The following is a 16,691-nucleotide window of genomic DNA, read 5'->3' on the forward strand; positions in this document are numbered from 1 at the left end:
ACGTTCGCGCTGGCGTTGGCGTCGGCGTCGGCGTCGGCGTCGGCGTCGGCGTCGGCGTCGGCGCCCGATGCTGACCGGCGGCCAGGTGCCCCGGAATACGACCCGGCTACCATTGGTTGACCCGGTCAGCACCACTACGGAAGGGCAGCCAGGCATGCGCCAGCTCATCATCATCGGTTCCGGTCCTGCCGGGTTCACCGCCGGCATCTACGCCGCGCGCGCGGAGCTCAAGCCCCTGATCGTCGCGTCGAGCGTCGAGACGGGCGGCGAGCTCACCAAGACGACCGAGGTCGAGAACTTCCCGGGCTTCCCGGAGGGCATCCAGGGCCCGGACCTCATGATCAAGATGCAGGAACAGGCGGAGAAGTTCGGCGCCGAGGTCCTGTACGACGACGCCGTGTCCGTCGACCTGAACGGTCCGGTCAAGAAGGTCACCGTCGGATCCGGCGAGACGTACGAAGCCCTCGCGGTCATCTACGCCACGGGCTCCGCCTACCGCCAGCTGGGCCTCCCGGACGAGCAGCGCCTGTCCGGTCACGGCGTCTCCTGGTGCGCCACCTGTGACGGCTTCTTCTTCCGTCAGAAGAACATCGCCGTCGTCGGTGGTGGCGACTCCGCGATGGAAGAGGCCACGTTCCTCACCCGCTTCGCGGACAAGGTCACGGTGATCCACCGCAAGGACTCCCTGCGTGCGTCGAAGATCATGCAGGACCGCGCGATGAACGACCCCAAGATCGAGTTCGCGTGGAACAAGGAAGTCACCGGGATCACGGGTGACACCGCGGTCACCGGCGTGACCCTGACCGACACCGTCACCGGTGAGACGTCGGAGCTCGCCCTCGACGGACTCTTCATCGCGATCGGCAACGACCCCCGCACGCACCTCGTGCACGGACAGCTCGACCTCGCACCGGAGGGCACCATCGCCGTCCAGGGGCGTTCGTCGCGCACCAACCTGCCGGGTGTCTTCGCCGCCGGTGACGTCATCGACCCCACCTACCGTCAGGCGATCACCGCTGCCGGTTCCGGCACGGTCGCGGCGCTCGACGCCGAGAAGTACCTCGCCGACCTCGACCACGGTCTCACCGACCAGGCCGAGGGCCGCACGCCCTCGGAGCCGGCCACCATCGAGGTCAACGCCGCCACGGTCTGACCGAGCGGCCAGCAGGCTGCCGGAATACCGACGTGCCCTGCTCCGTTGACACCCACGAACCGATCTGACACGAAAGGACACTCATGTCCAACGCCAAGGCAGTCACCGACGCCACCTTCTCGGACGAGGTCCTGAAGTCCGACAAGACGATCCTCGTCGACTTCTGGGCCGAATGGTGTGGCCCGTGTCGCGCCGTGTCGCCGATCCTCGACCAGATCGCGGCGGAGCACGCCGACAAGATCGAGATCGTCAAGCTCAACGTCGACGACAACCCGCAGTCGGCCATGAACTACCAGATCACGTCGATCCCCGCGATGAAGGTCTTCCGTGGTGGCGAGGTCGTCAAGACCGTCATCGGCGCGAAGCCGAAGCCCGCGCTCGAGGCCGACCTCGCCGAGTTCCTCGCGTAGGTCCGGACTGCACCAGGCCCCAGCAGCACGAGGGGCCAGCACCCCGAACGGCCCCGTTCTCCACCAGGAGGGCGGGGCCGTTCCCGTGTCCGGGGGAGTCCCGTGGGCGCGGGCATGCCACCCGTTCAGGATCGGCCCCCTCGCAAGGCCTCAGGTTTCAGCAACGGATGTCGTAGTGTGGCGGGAATGTCCCACTGATCGGAGCACTCATGACGAACGGCAACAGCCTCGACCCCTGGTACGACTCCTACGCCCAGCGCACCGCCGGGCTGAGCGCCTCCGAGGTCCGAGCCCTGTTCGCCGTCGCTTCGCGCCCCGAGGTGGTCTCACTGGCCGGTGGGATGCCCTTCGTGTCCGCCCTGCCGCGGGAGCTCGTCACCGGGTCACTGGACCGCGTGATGAACGAGCACGCGGCGATGGCCCTGCAGTACGGCGGGGGACAGGGTCTCCGGTCGCTCCGTGAGCACATCGTCGACATCATGAGCCTCGAGGGCATCCGTGCCAGCGCGGAGGACGTCGTCGTCACCACGGGCTCCCAGCACGCGCTCGACCTCGTCACACGACTGTTCATCGATCCGGGTGACGTCGTCCTGGCGGAGTCGCCCTCGTACGTCGGCGCGATCGGTGTGTTCCGCTCGTACCAGGCCGAGACGGTGCACGTCACCACCGATGACAACGGCCTGGTGCCCGAGGCCCTCCGTGAGGCCATCACGAACGTCCGTGCCCAAGGCAAGCGGATCAAGTTCCTGTACACGATCCCGAACTTCCACAACCCCGCAGGCGTCACGATGAGCCGGGAGCGGCGCATCGAGATCCTCGACATCTGCCGCTCGAACAACATCCTGGTCCTCGAGGACAACCCGTACGGTCTCCTCTGGTTCGACGAGCCCGCGCCGCAGGCCATCCGCTCCATCGACGAGGAAGGCGTCGTCTACCTCGGCTCCTTCTCGAAGACCCTGGCTCCGGGCTTCCGCGTCGGCTGGGCGCTCGCACCGCACGCGATCCGCGAGAAGCTCGTGCTCGCGAACGAGTCCGCGGTGCTCGCACCGAACTCGTTCGGCCAGTACGTCGTGAACGCGTACCTCGACGCGGCGGACTGGAAGGGCCAGGTCGACACCTTCCGGGGCATCTACGCCGAGCGCCGCGACGCGATGCTCGCCGCACTCGGCGAGTTCCTGCCCGACCTGTCCTGGACGCGCCCGAACGGCGGGTTCTTCGTGTGGCTCACGTTGCCGCAGTCCCTCGACTCCAAGGCGATGCTGCCGCGGGCGGTGAAGGAACTCGTCGCCTACACGCCGGGGACCGCGTTCTTCGCGGACGGGCGCGGCGCCGGCCACATCCGCCTGTCGTTCTGCTACCCCACGCCGGAACAGATCCGCGTCGGCATCAAGCGGTTGGCCAACGTCGTCAACGGCGAGCTCGAGCTCATCGAGACCTTCGGCTCCGCGACACGACCGGTGAACGTCATCCGCGAATCGTCCGTCACCGCTCCGCCGCCGAACGTCTCCTGACCTGCGGTTTTCTTTCTCCACCACCGTCTGATCCGCAGGAGGACCCCCGCATGACCGAGCTCACTCGTCGCCACGTCGTGGTCGTCGCCGGCGGTATCTCGCACGAGCGCGACGTCTCGCTCCGCTCGGGTCGTCGCGTCGCCGACTCGCTCTCCGGGTACGGCTGGCAGGTCGATCTCCGAGACGCCGACGCGTCGCTCCTGCCTGCCCTGGCGGAGAACCGCCCGGACGTCGTGTGGCCGGCGCTGCACGGCGCGTCCGGTGAGGACGGTGCGCTGCGCGGCATCCTGGAGGCGGTGGACATCCCGTTCGTCGGCTCGCGATCCACGTCGGCTCGGCTGGCATGGGACAAGCCGACTGCGTCGGCCTTGGCAGCACGCGCAGGGATCCGCACCCCGCGCTCGGTGACGCTGTCGCACGACGTCTTCCGTGAGCTCGGTGCCGTCGGGGTCCTCGAGAGCATCGCCGCCGAGCACCCCGTTCCGCTCGCCGTGAAGCCGGCGCGCGGTGGGAGTGCGCAGGGTGTCACGCTCGTGGAGGACGTGGACGACCTTCCCCGTGCAATGGTGACCGCGTACACGTACTGCGACGATGTCGTGGTGGAGCAGCTCATCCGCGGGACCGAGATCGCGCTGGGGATCATCGACACGGGCGACGGCCCGGTACCTCTCGCGGCGGTCGAGATCGTTCCGCGCAGCGGTACCTACGGGTTCGAGGCGCGCTACAACGCCGGGGAGACGACCTTCTTCACGCCGGCCCGTCTCAGCGACGACGATGCGTCGGCCGCCGCCCAGGCTGCGGTGGCAGCGCACGAGGCGCTCGGCTTGCGCCACCTCTCGCGCGTCGACCTCATCGTGGACGCTGCAGGAACCCCGTGGTTCCTCGAGGCGAACGTGCTCCCCGGACTCACCGAGACGTCGTTGTTGCCACAGGCACTCCTCGCCTCGGGGTTCGACCTCGGTTGGACCTATGCCGAGCTGGCCGAGCAGGCCATCCGCGACCACCGGTCCTGACGCTCTCCTCGTGACGATGTTCCACGTGGAACGTCGGGGTCGTCGTCCGGTCTTTCGGGCGGTCCGCTGGATCGTCGTGGCCGGGGCTGGCGTGCTGGCGATCGGCGAGGCCGCGCACTGGCGCGCATCGCTCCACGGTCCGTACCGGCTGGCTCCGCAGCACGGCGAACGGGGCGTCGTCGTCTTCGGATTTGCGAACGCCGGACCCCGGGTCAACGCGGTGAACCGGTGGCGTGGACGGGCCGCCGTCCGAGCCGCGCGGCTGCTCGGTGCTGACTCCTCGGTCGGCCGCGGGGACCGGTCATCCGTCGTGACGATGGTCTGCACCGGGGGAGCGGTGCGCGGCACGACCCCGGAAGCACTCCTGCTGGCGCAGTACATCCATCGGCGTCAGGGTTGGTCGGGACAGATCATCACCGAGACCGACAGTCGGTCGACGTGGGAGAACGTCCGGAACGTCTTGCCGATTCTCGAGGATGCCGATTGGATCGCCTTCGTGTCGGGCAGTCTGCACGCGGAGAAGGCTCGGATCCACCTGCAGCGAATGCGGCCGGACCTCGCAGCGCGACTGGTCAATGCCCGCGAATACCGTGCCGGTGAGCTGATCGCGTTCAAGCCGATGTTCGCCGCCATCGGTCTGTGGAAGCTCCACACGCTTCGACACTGACGCAGGGATGTTCCACGTGGAACGACCCCTTGCCCGCCGACCTGCCGACAGGGTTGAGGAAGCCAACAGGAGTCGCCACCGCACGTTCCACATGGAACATGCCGACCTCAGTTCTCACATGGACCGAGCCCAGCGAGGGGTCACGGGGTCGTTCGCGCCGAGTGTGCCTGCGCTGGACCGCCGAAGCCGGAACGCAGACGATCCTCTCGGCCGAGCTCGACGCAGCCCGATCGGATCCGCAACGGCCTACGAACCGTCGCCGTTGCGCACAGTGGCCACAGGCGGGGAGCTGAGGGACTCGCATGAGCTTGGCGACCTTCCGGGGCGCTCCGGCAATCCTCGGGCCGCACAACGGCACACAGCGGCTAATGGGGCCAGCGCCGGGCTACGCTCCGGGTTCGGCACCCGCCCCTGGACCACACCTGCCAGCGATCGACCGTGCTTCGTCCCCACGGCCCCCCGCCCCCGCCGCACGGGCAGCACGGGTCGGCCGCTGCGTGGTCGACGCCCGTCACGAGGCCTCTCCGCTCCGGACAAGCAGCGGGGCAGAGCATGTCAGACGGAGACGTCCTCGACGCCGAGCTCTCCGAGGATGCGGTTCAGGTCATCGCCGTTCGCGAACTCGATCGTCACCGAACTCTTCCGCGCACCGACCGCGATCTTGACGCGCGTGTTCAGACGATCACCGAGGCGGTCCGCCAGGTCGTTGAAGTGCGCCTGCCGCTTCGAGGGCTCCGCCTTGCTCTTGACCGGAGCCTTCGCAGCGAGCTGCTGCGCGATGGCCTCCGCCGCGCGCACGGACAGGTCTTCGTTGACGATCTTCTCGGCGAGGTACTCCATCGCCTCCGCGTCCGGCGCCGCCAGGATCGCTCGCGCGTGACCGGCCGACAGAACGCCGGCCGCGACACGTCGCTGCACGGGGGAGGGGAGACGCAACAGTCGGATCGTGTTCGTGATCTGCGGCCGCGACCGGCCGATGCGCTGCGCGAGCTCCTCCTGCGTGATGCCGAAGTCGGCGAGCAACTGCTGGTACGCGGACGCCTCTTCGAGCGGGTTGAGGTTCGCGCGGTGCAGGTTCTCCAGCAGCGCATCCCGGAGCATGACGTCGTCAGGGGTTTCCTTGACGATCGCGGGGATCGTCGGGAGCCCGAGCTCCTTCGTCGCCCGGAGTCGCCGCTCACCCATGATGAGCTCGTACTGGGCAGGGGTCCCCGGCGCAACGGCTACCGGGCGCACGACGATCGGCTGGAGCACCCCGATCTCGCGGATCGAGTGCACGAGCTCCTGGAGCTCCTCCTCGCGGAACTCCTTGCGCGGCTGCTGCGCGTTCGGAACGATGTCGAGCGGGTTGAGGTTCGCCAGCCGCGCACCCGGAACCGCGAGCAGATCCTCAGCGGTCGGAGCCGACCCCGGAGTGCCGCCCGTCGGGAAGAACACGTCGACCGGTCGGTCCTGCTGATCGGTCGCGGTGGGGATCAGTGCGCCGATCCCTCGGCCGAGTCCGGTTCGCTTCGGTGCCATCAGTCCTGCGCTCCTCGTGCTGCGATCTCGGAAGCCGCCTCCAAGTAGGAGAGCGACCCGGTGGAGTTGACGTCGTACGAGACCACGCTCTGCCCGTAGCTCGGCGCCTCGCTGACGCGGACCGACCGGGGGATCATCGTCTTCAGGACCTGGTCACCGAAGTGCTCGCGGACGTCCGCGGCCACCTGGTTCGCCAGGTTCGTCCGGCCGTCGTACATGGTCAGCAGGATCGTCGACACGCGCAGATGTGGATTGAGATGCCGCTCGATCAGCTCGATGTTCCGCAAGAGCTGGCTCAACCCTTCGAGCGCGTAGTACTCGCACTGGATCGGGATGAGTACCTCTTGCGCTGCGACGAACGCGTTGATCGTCAGAAGACCCAACGACGGCGGGCAGTCGATGAACACGTAGTGGTACGGCTCGTCCAACGACTCCAGGTACTGCTCCAGCGCGGTACGCAACCGCTGCTCGCGGGCCACGAGCGACACCAACTCGATCTCCGCGCCGGCGAGGTGGATCGTTGCCGGCACGCACCACAGGGTGTCGGACTCGGGGGAGCGCTGCACCGTGTCCGCGATGGGCGCCTCGTCGACGATCACGTCGTAGATGCTCGCCACCTCAGCCTGGTGGTTCACGCCGAGCGCGGTCGAGGCGTTACCCTGCGGGTCCAGGTCGATCACCAGAACCCGGGCCCCACCGTGCGCCAGGGCGGCAGCGAGGTTCACGGTGCTCGTGGTCTTGCCCACGCCACCCTTTTGGTTGGACACCGTCACGATGCGCGTCTTCGACGGAAGCGGGAACTGCTGCGTGGCGATCGCGCGGCGTCGACGGTTCAGGTCAGCGATCTCGCGCGCAAGCGGCGTCGACGCGTCGTAGTCGGTCGATGAGCTCAACGAGATCCTCTTCCCCGGTTCGATGTTTCACGTGAAACGCGGAGCCGCTGCCGGCCGGTGACACCGACCCGAGCTGCAGCGTCAGTCAACTGTAGCCCGGAAGACCCGCGTGGTCTCGTCGACCACACCGACCCCGAGCTCGAGCACCTCGACGTCGGACAGGCGCTTCCGGAGGATGACCTTGCGCGCCTTCTCCATCTCGTCCTCGACCCGCGCGCCCTTCATCAGGAGGAGCTGTCCGCCTGAGCGGACGAGCGGCACGGTGATCGGGATGAGCTTGGACAGGGCGCTGACCGCGCGCGCGGTGACCTGGTCGACGACGACTGAGTCTGCGACGTCCTCTGCTCGTGCACGAACGACCGCGACGTTCTCCAGGCCGAGCCGCTCGGCCTCCGACGTGAGCCAGTCCACGCGGCGCTCCATCGGTTCGATGAGCGTGAAGCGCACGTCCGGGCGCGCGATCGCCAGGACCAACCCGGGTAACCCGGCACCGGAACCGACGTCACCGACGTGACCACCAGCCTCCAGAAGGGGAGCCAGCAAGGCAGAATTGAGGATGTGTCGCGTCCAGAGTCGAGGCAACTCGAGCGGGCCGATCAGGCCCAGTTCCTCACCGCGCCTCGCGAGTTCGTTCGCGAACGAACGCGCGACGTCGATGCGGTCGCCGAACAGCTGCGCAGCAGCAACCGGTTCTGCCTCGAGCACCGCGGTGGACTCGTCCGTCATCGGGTGACGACGGTGTGGCGGTCCCGACCCTCGCCCTCGGACTCCGAGTGGAACCCCTTCTCGGCGACGAGGTCGTGCACGAGCTTCCGCTCGTACGACGACATCGGCGGGAGGGCGGCAGACGGTGACCCCGCCTCGATGCGTTCGATCGCCGTGTCGACGAGTCGCTGGAGCTCGGTGGCGCGGGCGTCCCGCGAGCCGCCGACGTCCAGGATGAGTCGGCTGAACTCGCCCGTCTCGGCCTGCACGGCGATGCGGGTGAGCTCCTGCAGCGCGGTGACGGTGTCCGGCTTCGACAGCACGCGGAGTGCGTCCCCGGTGTCGGTCACCGACAGGTACACGCGCCCGGCGCGCTCTTCGATCTCGATGTCCCCGTCGAGGTCGCAGATGTCGAGGAGTTCCTCGATGTAGTCGGCAGCGATGTCGGCTTCATCGCGGGTCGCGCTCTCGGACACCTCATCCGCAAGCGGCTCGACGGCCGTGGTCTCAACGGCAGCGGAGTCAACGGCGGTCGGCTCGACGGTCGCGGCGGTGTCCTGATCGGTCACTTACTTCTTCCCGTTCTTCTTGGCACGGTTCTTGCCGACCGGCTGCTGGCGCTGGGTGGTCATGCGGGCCGCTTCAACCTCGGCCACCGAAGCACCCGTCCCGGCCTCCGCCAGGGCGCCCACCGGCGTCCCACGGCGCTGCGCACGCTTCGCCAGGCGGGCCTCGCGGGCCAGAGCGGCCTCGGACCCCGGGGTCGGCATGCTGCGGATGACGAAGTACTGCTGGGCCATCGTCCAGAGGTTCGACGCGAGCCAGTAGAACATGACGCCGAGCGGGAACGAGAGGCCCGAGATCACGAACACGAGCGGGAGGATGTACAGCATCATCTTCTGCTGGCGGTACATCGGGGACGCCTTGGTCTCCGGCGACATGTTCTTCGCGACGAGCTGCAGCTGCGTGATGAACTGCGACGCGGTCATCACCACGATCATGAAGCCGGCGATCGCACGGACTTCCCACCCGGTGGCGTTCGTGAAGGTCTCGTGCAGCGGAGCGCCGAAGAGCTTCGCGTTGCCGAACGACTGCGCCAGCGTGTTCGTCAGCAGGCCGATGCCGGTCTTGTTGATCTGCGCCGTGTGCAGAACCGAGTACAGCGAGAAGAAGATCGGCATCTGGATCAGCAGCGGCAGGCAGGAGCTCAGCGGGTTCGTCCCGGTCTCCTTGTACAGCGCCATGGTCTCGCGGCTCATGGCCTCACGCGAGAACTGGTCCTTCTTGCCCTTGTACTTGTCCTGGATCTTCTTCAGCTGCGGAGCCACCTCGAGCATGCGGCGCTGCGACTTGATCTGCCGCACGAAGATCGGGATGAGCGCGGCGCGGACCACGAACGTCAGGAAGATGATCGAGAGCACCCAGGTGATGCCCTCGTTCGGGTCCATACCGAGGTTCTCGAAGACCCAGTGGAAGCCGACGAGGATGGCCGAGACCACCCATTTGAGCGGCCAGAGGATCGTACCGATGATGTCCATGGGGACGGTCACGCCTTTCGAGTGCGCTGGGGGAGCAGGACCGGCTGCGCAGTCGCGGCGGATCGCTGCGACGGACGGGAACCGGCCGCGGGCTGCGGCTGCTGCGGAGCCGGCGCGAGGACGAACCCGAACCGGTTGACGATGTAGGGGCGACGCCGATCAGGGACGTCGTCGATGCCGCCGGCGGCCCAGGGGTTGCAGCGGGCGATGCGCCAGGCTCCCATGGCAGAACCGCGGACGACCCCGTACTGCTGGATCGCCTCGAGCGCGTACCGGGAGCACGACGGGTGGTAGCGGCAGACGTTGCCGTAGAGCGGGGAGATCACCGCACGGTAGGCGCGCAGCACGACGACACATGCGTTGCGAGGGAGCAACGCAACGACCCAGGCGAGCCGGGTCCACTGGTTGCGGTTCATGCGGCCTTCTCCACACCGCGCGCGAAGGAGCGCGAGACGTCTTCGAGCAGGGTAGGCCACCCGGCCTGCGCGGCGGCTGGCAAAGCCCGCACGACCACGTCGTACCCGGTGGGGGTGGCGACGAGCAGCTCGTGCGCGATGGCCTTGAGCCGACGGCGCATCAGGTTGCGGGTCACCGCGTTCCCGACCGTCTTCGCGACGATGAAGCCGAAGCGCGTCGGGCCGGTGTCGGCACCGGGTCGTCGGACCACGGATACGACCACGTGCGCCGTGGCGCTCCTGCGACCACGACGCACGGTGGACCGGTAGTCCGCACCGCGGACGATGCGGTTGGCGGGAGCCAACACGATCGCTACCGGGTGCCCGGCCGAGATGAGATCGGAGCGAGCCCGATCAGGCGCAGCTGGATCAGGCGCTGAGCTCGGTGCGGCCCTTGGCGCGGCGCGCAGCGAGGATCGAGCGACCGGCGCGGGTGCGCATGCGGAGGCGGAAGCCGTGCTTCTTGGCCCGGCGACGGTTGTTCGGCTGGAAGGTGCGCTTGCTCATGATCTTCTCCACACGGCTGCTCGCGGCGAGCCGTCACGTATGCGTAGTCGTTCGCGGTTCGAACGACGCAGATGGGCGCGACCAAGCGGCCGCAGTCAACTGGATAACGGTACGTGACAGCAGCGGACAGGTCAAACGCGCTGCCCGCCGACGCGTGCGAGTCCATTCTCCACACTGGGGACAACTTCCGTTCGGTACGACGCGGCCCGGTCCTTTACAGTGGTGTGATCGACCGGCCCTGCCCCGGTACGACGGGGATCCCCCTCGTAGCGGGCAACGAAACGGTCGTGGACAAGACTGTGGACAACCCTGTGGACTCCGATCGTCCTCGGATCCCCGACGGCTCGCGCCAAACGGCCCGTCGGCACCGACTGCGACGGACGCCCCAGGGCGATCCGAGGGGGCGGAACGACTCGATCGGCTGCGATCGAGCGCGGATCCGGTCCCGGTACGTCCACAGCACACCACCCGATGAGACCTGGAGACGAGCGCGACATGACGCTGCCGGCCGACCCCGTCCAGGACCTCTGGTCCTCGGTGCTCGCACTCCTCGCCGAGGACTCCCGCATCACGCCGCAGCTGCACGGGTTCCTCAACCTGGTGGAACCGAAGGGCGTCCTCGCCGGGACGCTCTACCTCGAGGTCCCGAACGACCTCACCCGGGGGATGCTCGAGCAGCGCATCCGCATCCCGATCACCGAGGCGGTCGCCCGGATCGGTGACGACACGGTCGCGAACTTCGCCATCACCGTGAACCCTGACATGGCCTCCGAGCCGCGGGTCGACAGCATCGTGCCGTCCGCGGTGCCCGAGTACGCCGCCCCCGCCACGGTCGCCGTCGAGCAGAGCGCCGCACCGCGCCAGTACATCGAGGCACCCTTCGTCCCGAGCCAGATCGACTCGTCCGGCTCGAACGGCCGCCCGGAGTCCCGGCTCAACCCGAAGTACAACTTCGACAACTTCGTCATCGGCTCGTCGAACCGCTTCGCGCACGCCGCCGCCGTCGCCGTGGCCGAAGCGCCCGCGAAGGCCTACAACCCGCTCTTCATCTACGGGGACTCCGGACTCGGCAAGACACACCTGCTGCACGCGATCGGCCACTACGCCGAGAGCCTCTACCCGGGGATCCGGGTGCGGTACGTGTCGAGCGAGGAGTTCACGAACGACTTCATCAACTCGATCGCGAACAACCGGTCGAACCAGTTCCAGCAGCGGTACCGCGACATCGACATCCTGCTGATCGACGACATCCAGTTCCTGCAGGGGAAGGACTCGACGCAAGAGGCGTTCTTCCACACGTTCAACACGCTGCACGACCACAACAAGCAGGTCGTGATCACCTCGGACGTCGCGCCGAAGCACCTCACGGGCTTCGAGGACCGGATGCGCTCGCGCTTCGAGTGGGGCCTCATCACCGACGTGCAGGCACCCGAGCTCGAGACGCGCATCGCGATCCTCCGCAAGAAGGCGCAGTCCGACCACCTGCAGGTGCCCGACGACATCCTCGAGTTCATGGCGTCGAAGGTCTCCAGCAACATCCGGGAGCTCGAGGGGACGCTGATCCGTGTCACGGCGTTCGCGAGCCTGAACCGGACGGCCGTCGACATGGCCCTCGTGCAGACCGTCCTCAAGGACCTCATCACGCTCGACGAGGACAACGTCGTGGCGCCGACGGACATCATCAACCACACCGCGGAGTACTTCAAGCTCTCGGTCGACGACCTCTACGGCTCCTCGCGGTCGCAGGCGATCGCCACGGCGCGTCAGATCGCGATGTACCTGTGCCGGGAGCTCACGAGCCTGTCGCTGCCCAAGATCGGCCAGCTCTTCGGCAACCGCGACCACACCACGGTGATGTACGCCAACAAGAAGATCACGGAGCTGATGAAGGAGCGCCGGTCGATCTACAACCAGGTCACCGAACTCACTTCGCGCATCAAGCAGGACCGCCGGTACCGCTGAGCGCGATGCGCTCGCACCGGCCTGGAGGCACGGGTCGATTCCGCCGGATCGGCCCGTTTCCGCGCGCGTCCACCATCTGAGACGGTTCCATGGGCCGGAGTTCTCACAGTGTGGATAGCCTGTGGATAACTGTGGAGGACACGCCGCCCGGTTGTTCACAGCGACAGGGGCAACTGTGGAAACTGGGGATGGAAGTGGATAGATGAGATTCATTCATCCAGACGCCGCTCACACGCCGCCCACAAGTCACACGCTTGTAGTTCCCTGTCGCCGAGCGGTCTCAACAGGGTTATCCACAGTGTGCACAGGCGTTAACACCATTACTCCTGGTTAACCATTGATCTCAGGGGGCCAACCTTGTGGATGGCGGGATGACAAGAAATCCGGGTCCACCTGCGCTGTGCCACAATGGGGCGGCCGGACAGTCCAACCGATCGACAGGGGTCCCAGCTGTGAAGTTCGAGGTCAACCGGGACGTCTTCTCCGAAGCCGTCTCCTTCGCGGTGAAACTCCTCCCACAGCGCACGACCCTCCCGATCCTGTCTGGTGTCCTGATCCACGCCGATGCGGATCACCTGACGCTCTCGTCGTTCGACTACGAGGTCTCGGCACAGACCTCGATCACGGCGCAGATCGACGAACCGGGCACGGTCCTGGTGTCAGGTCGTCTGCTCAACGACATCGCGAGCCGCCTGCCGAACGCCCCGGTGACGTTCGCCACCGAGGACTCCCGGATCTCGGTGACCTGTGGTTCGGCGCACTTCACGCTCCTGTCCATGCCGGTCGAGGAGTACCCGACGCTCCCCGAGATCGGTCCGCAGACCGGTGTCATCCCCGGCGATGCCTTCTCCGAAGCCGTCTCGCAGGTGGCCGTCGCCGCGAGCCGTGACGACGTCACCCCGGTCATCACCGGCGTCCAGCTCGAGGTCGGCGACAACGACCTGTCCCTCATCGCCACCGACCGATACCGCGTGGCCGTCCGGACGATCGCGTGGGACTCCGGTCGCGTCGGTGCCGACCCGCTCAAGGCACTCGTCCCGGCTCGCACCTTGCAAGAGGTCGGTCGCACCTTCGGCTCGGCCTCGACGGTGTCGGTCTCGATCAGCGGCAACGCCGAGCGGGAACTCATCGCGTTCCACGCCGACGACAAGACCGTGACGTCCCTGCTCATCAAGGGCAACTACCCGCCGGTCCGCCGGCTCTTCCCGGAGACGGTCAACGACCACGCGGTCATCAACACCGCGGAACTGGTCGAGGCCGTCCGACGGGTCTCCCTCGTCCTGGAGCGCGAAGCCGCGCTCCGGTTCTCCTTCACGGTCGACGGGCTCACGCTCGAGGCGATCGGTTCCGAACAAGCGCAGGCATCAGAGTCGATCAGTGCGTTGCTGACCGGGGAGGACACGGTGGTCTCACTGAAGCCGGCGTTCCTCCTGGACGGGTTGAACGCGGTGCACTCCGAGTTCGTCCGGATCTCCTTCACCAAGACGGAGAACCCGAACAAGCCGGGCCCGGTGCTCATCACCGGACAGACCTCGCAAGAGGCCCCCGCGACGGACGGGTACCGCTACCTGCTCCAGCCCAACCTGCTGCTGCGGTAGTCGCAACAGCCATCCTGCGCTGGCGCTCTCGACACAGCAGCAGCGCGACGACGAACAAGAAGAGGAAATCATGCACATCGGTCTTGTGGGCCTTGGTCGCATGGGCAACAACATGCGTGCCCGTCTCCGTAACGCTGGGATCGACGTCACCGGTTACGACGCCAACCCCGCCGTCTCCGACGTCGCCAGCCTCGCCGACCTGGCGGCCGCCCTCCCCGAGGGTCAGAAGCTCGTCTGGGTCATGGTGCCGCACGGCAAGATCACGGACGACGTGATCACCGAGCTCGCCGGTGTCCTGGGCGAGGGCGACCTCGTCATCGACGGCGGCAACTCGAAGTGGCTCGACGACACCGTGCACGCCGAGCAGCTCGCGGCGAACGGCATCCGCTACATGGACGCCGGCGTCTCGGGTGGCGTCTGGGGCAAGGACAACGGCTACGGCCTGATGGTCGGCGGTGATGCCAAGGACGTCGAGTTCGCGATGCCCGTCTTCGACGCGCTCCGCCCCGAGGGTCCGCGTGAGGAAGGCTTCTCGCACGCCGGCCCGATCGGCGCCGGTCACTACGCGAAGATGGTGCACAACGGCATCGAGTACGCGATCATGCAGGCCTACGGTGAGGGCTTCGAGCTCCTCGAGGCGAAGGACCTGATCAAGGACGTCCCGGCGGTCTTCGCCGGGTGGCAGCGCGGCACCGTGGTGCGCTCCTGGCTGCTCGACCTCATGGTGCTCGCCCTCAACGAGGACCCGAAGCTCGCCGAGCTCGAGGGCTACGTCGAGGACTCCGGCGAGGGCCGTTGGACCCTCGAGGAAGCGATCGAGCACGCCGTGCCGATGCCCGCGCTCTCCGCGGCCATCTTCTCGCGCTTCGTCTCCCGTCAGGGCAGCGAGTCGCCGACGATGAAGGCCGTCGCAGCACTCCGCAACCAGTTCGGCGGCCACGCCGTCAAGAAGGCCTAGCCCTCTCCGGGGCGACCCGGCCACGGCCCGCGTGCACGTCGATCACCTGCAACTCACCGACTTCCGGAACTACCGGGAGGCAGATGTCGACCTCGCACGCGGGCCGAACCTGTTCGTCGGCCGCAACGGCCAGGGCAAGACGAACCTCGTCGAGGCGATCGGGTACCTGTCCACGCTCGGCTCGCACCGCGTGCCCACCGATGCAGCCCTCGTCCGACAGGGCTGCGACGCCGCGATCGTGCGGGCACGGCTCGCGCACGAGGACCGCAGCATCCTGGCCGAGGTCCAGATCAACCGCACGGGAGCGAACCGCGCGCAGGTGAACCGGTCGGCGATCAAGCCCCGGGAACTCCCGCGGTACTGCACGAGCGTCCTCTTCGCTCCGGAGGACCTCGCGCTCGTCCGTGGTGAGCCCGCCGGTCGCCGGCGCATGGTCGACGAGCTCCTCGGCCAGATCGCACCGCGGATGCAGGGCGTCCTCGCCGACTACGACCGCACGCTCCGCCAGCGGAACACGCTGCTGAAGTCCGCTCGATCCACCGGTGCGAAGGCCGGTGCGTTGTCGACGCTCGACGTCTGGGACGAGCGGCTCGTCGCGTTCGGTTCCGAGATCATCGCCGGTCGGGACCACCTGACCCGGCGGCTCGCGCCGTTCGTCGCCGAGGCCTACGCCACGGTCGCCGGCGAACGGCACGAAGCCTCCATCACCGGCGTCCTCAGCGTCCGCGGTGGCGACCCGGAGGACGCGTCCGCCACCGACCCGGTGCTCGGGACCCCCGACGAGCCGGTCACGATCGCCGCCGCGGCCGAGGCCTTCCGTGCAGCGCTCGAACGCCGACGGCGGGACGAACTCGACCGCGGGCTGACCCTCGTGGGACCGCACCGCGATGACGTGCTCTTCCAGCTGAACGGGTTACCAGCCCGTGGGTACGCTAGTCACGGGGAGTCCTGGTCCTTCGCGCTCGCGGTACAGCTGGCGTCGGCGTCGATCCTCCGCACCGAGTCGAGCCTGGGCGACCCGATCATCATCCTCGACGACGTCTTCGCCGAACTCGACGAGTCCCGCCGGGAGCGGCTGGCGAACGCGGTCGTGGACTACGAGCAGGTGCTCATCACCGCAGCGGTCCACGGCGACGTCCCGGGACAGCTCACCGCGCACACCGTCCGCATCGAGGCGGGCACCATCGTGGTGGACGACGTGGCGCCGGACGTGGCCTGATGCCGAAGCCGTGGAAACCCGCCGAACCCTCGAAGGTCTACCGACACCTCCGGGCCGTGTTCGGGGACCCGTCGAAACGCGGCGTCGACGCACGCCGACGTCGAGCCCGCGAACTCGATGCCGACTCGGTGCCGTACGGCCGGGGTCGCGAACCGCGGGGGCTCGGTGACGTCGTCGGATCCCTCGCCGCGGAACTCGGGTGGACGGAGTCCCTGGCACGGTCGGAACTCTTCGTCGACTGGTCGAGCGTGGTCGGTGACGAACTCGCGAAGCACTCCACGCCGATGACCATCGAGGACGGCGCACTCGTCATCCGCTGCGACTCGACCGCCTGGGCGACGCAGCTCCGTCTGATGCGCAGCACCGTCACCACGACGATCGCGGAACGGCACCCCGAAGCCGGGGTGGAATCGATCCGGGTTTCCGGCCCGGACGCCCCCACCTGGAAACGCGGCCTCAGGACGGTCCAGGGGCGCGGCCCTCGCGACACCTACGGTTGAGCCGACGAAATCATCCTCTGGTGGCGAAAAAGGCTGTCAGAGGGCCGGATGAGCCCTCGAAGGAGGGGGCCCTACGGTAGA

General features: G+C 67.8%; 18 protein-coding genes. 10 read left to right on the forward strand and 8 right to left on the reverse strand.

The features are described from left to right. Nucleotides 1-154 precede the first annotated feature (154 nt). The 5 genes from trxB to J7E22_RS06310 all read left to right on the forward strand — a co-directional run bounded on the left by trxB (nucleotide 155) and on the right by J7E22_RS06310 (nucleotide 4,754). Complete coding sequence (gene trxB / locus J7E22_RS06290) at nucleotides 155-1,153, forward strand: thioredoxin-disulfide reductase (RefSeq protein ID WP_214979930.1); 999 nt, start codon at nucleotides 155-157, stop codon at nucleotides 1,151-1,153. Between the two features lie 83 nt (nucleotides 1,154-1,236). Then, nucleotides 1,237-1,563, forward strand: a complete 327-nt coding sequence (gene trxA / locus J7E22_RS06295; protein ID WP_214979931.1) for a thioredoxin — start codon at nucleotides 1,237-1,239, stop codon at nucleotides 1,561-1,563. A 209-nt stretch (nucleotides 1,564-1,772) separates the two neighbouring features. Further along, on the forward strand, nucleotides 1,773-3,074 hold the full coding sequence (locus J7E22_RS06300; RefSeq protein ID WP_214979933.1) for a PLP-dependent aminotransferase family protein: 1,302 nt from the start codon (nucleotides 1,773-1,775) through the stop codon (nucleotides 3,072-3,074). 50 nt (nucleotides 3,075-3,124) lie between these two features. Then, nucleotides 3,125-4,087 (forward strand): D-alanine--D-alanine ligase, encoded by a 963-nt coding sequence (locus J7E22_RS06305; RefSeq protein ID WP_214979935.1) that lies wholly within the window; start codon nucleotides 3,125-3,127, stop codon nucleotides 4,085-4,087. A 16-nt stretch (nucleotides 4,088-4,103) separates the two neighbouring features. After that, nucleotides 4,104-4,754, forward strand: a complete 651-nt coding sequence (locus J7E22_RS06310; protein WP_251008809.1) for an ElyC/SanA/YdcF family protein — start codon at nucleotides 4,104-4,106, stop codon at nucleotides 4,752-4,754. Nucleotides 4,755-5,309: 555 nt separating this feature from the next. On the opposite strand, the gene J7E22_RS06315 is transcribed toward J7E22_RS06310, so the two are convergent. From J7E22_RS06315 to rpmH, 8 genes are all read right to left on the reverse strand, one after another. Beyond that, on the reverse strand, nucleotides 5,310-6,275 hold the full coding sequence (locus J7E22_RS06315; protein WP_214979939.1) for a ParB/RepB/Spo0J family partition protein: 966 nt from the start codon (nucleotides 6,273-6,275) through the stop codon (nucleotides 5,310-5,312). Next, on the reverse strand, nucleotides 6,275-7,168 hold the full coding sequence (locus J7E22_RS06320; protein WP_285439844.1) for a ParA family protein: 894 nt from the start codon (nucleotides 7,166-7,168) through the stop codon (nucleotides 6,275-6,277). Before J7E22_RS06320 ends, J7E22_RS06315 begins: the two co-directional genes overlap by 1 nt. An 81-nt stretch (nucleotides 7,169-7,249) precedes the next feature. Then, nucleotides 7,250-7,894: a 16S rRNA (guanine(527)-N(7))-methyltransferase RsmG gene (gene rsmG / locus J7E22_RS06325; protein ID WP_214979941.1), complete on the reverse strand. Its 645-nt coding sequence runs from the start codon at nucleotides 7,892-7,894 to the stop codon at nucleotides 7,250-7,252. Further along, nucleotides 7,891-8,442, reverse strand: coding sequence for a R3H domain-containing nucleic acid-binding protein (locus J7E22_RS06330; RefSeq protein ID WP_214979943.1), 552 nt, complete (start codon nucleotides 8,440-8,442; stop codon nucleotides 7,891-7,893). The genes rsmG and J7E22_RS06330 overlap by 4 nt, the downstream gene beginning before the upstream one ends. Further along, nucleotides 8,443-9,411 carry a membrane protein insertase YidC gene (yidC, locus tag J7E22_RS06335; protein WP_214979944.1) on the reverse strand — a complete coding sequence of 323 codons (969 nt, stop codon included), beginning with the start codon at nucleotides 9,409-9,411 and terminating at the stop codon, nucleotides 8,443-8,445. A gap of 8 nt (nucleotides 9,412-9,419) precedes the next feature. After that, nucleotides 9,420-9,827, reverse strand: coding sequence for a membrane protein insertion efficiency factor YidD (yidD, locus tag J7E22_RS06340; RefSeq protein ID WP_214979945.1), 408 nt, complete (start codon nucleotides 9,825-9,827; stop codon nucleotides 9,420-9,422). Further along, nucleotides 9,824-10,174, reverse strand: a complete 351-nt coding sequence (gene rnpA, locus J7E22_RS06345; protein ID WP_214979946.1) for a ribonuclease P protein component — start codon at nucleotides 10,172-10,174, stop codon at nucleotides 9,824-9,826. Before rnpA ends, yidD begins: the two co-directional genes overlap by 4 nt. 61 nt (nucleotides 10,175-10,235) lie before the next feature. After that, a complete protein-coding gene (gene rpmH, locus J7E22_RS06350; protein ID WP_055951440.1) occupies nucleotides 10,236-10,373 on the reverse strand; it encodes a 50S ribosomal protein L34 in 138 nt (45 codons plus the stop codon). A 495-nt stretch (nucleotides 10,374-10,868) separates the two neighbouring features. Here rpmH and dnaA point away from each other — a divergent pair, with 495 nt between their 5' ends. The 5 genes from dnaA (at nucleotide 10,869) to J7E22_RS06375 (ending at nucleotide 16,610) form a co-directional block, all read left to right on the forward strand. Beyond that, on the forward strand, nucleotides 10,869-12,335 hold the full coding sequence (gene dnaA, locus J7E22_RS06355) for a chromosomal replication initiator protein DnaA (protein ID WP_214979947.1): 1,467 nt from the start codon (nucleotides 10,869-10,871) through the stop codon (nucleotides 12,333-12,335). A gap of 452 nt (nucleotides 12,336-12,787) precedes the next feature. Continuing rightward, entirely contained in the window at nucleotides 12,788-13,933 is a 1,146-nt protein-coding gene (gene dnaN, locus J7E22_RS06360; RefSeq protein WP_214979948.1) for a DNA polymerase III subunit beta, read from the forward strand. 70 nt (nucleotides 13,934-14,003) lie between these two features. Beyond that, nucleotides 14,004-14,891: a phosphogluconate dehydrogenase (NAD(+)-dependent, decarboxylating) gene (gnd, locus tag J7E22_RS06365; protein ID WP_214979950.1), complete on the forward strand. Its 888-nt coding sequence runs from the start codon at nucleotides 14,004-14,006 to the stop codon at nucleotides 14,889-14,891. A gap of 31 nt (nucleotides 14,892-14,922) precedes the next feature. Continuing rightward, nucleotides 14,923-16,110, forward strand: coding sequence for a DNA replication/repair protein RecF (recF, locus tag J7E22_RS06370; RefSeq protein ID WP_214979951.1), 1,188 nt, complete (start codon nucleotides 14,923-14,925; stop codon nucleotides 16,108-16,110). Further along, the gene (locus J7E22_RS06375) at nucleotides 16,110-16,610 is read left to right on the forward strand and encodes a DUF721 domain-containing protein (RefSeq protein WP_214979953.1); all 501 of its coding nucleotides are present in this window, start codon (nucleotides 16,110-16,112) and stop codon (nucleotides 16,608-16,610) included. Before recF ends, J7E22_RS06375 begins: the two co-directional genes overlap by 1 nt. Nucleotides 16,611-16,691: the final 81 nt, after the last annotated feature.

This window comes from Curtobacterium sp. ISL-83, assembly GCF_018613895.1.
In the GTDB taxonomy this organism is placed as follows: Bacteria; Actinomycetota; Actinomycetes; order Actinomycetales; family Microbacteriaceae; genus Curtobacterium.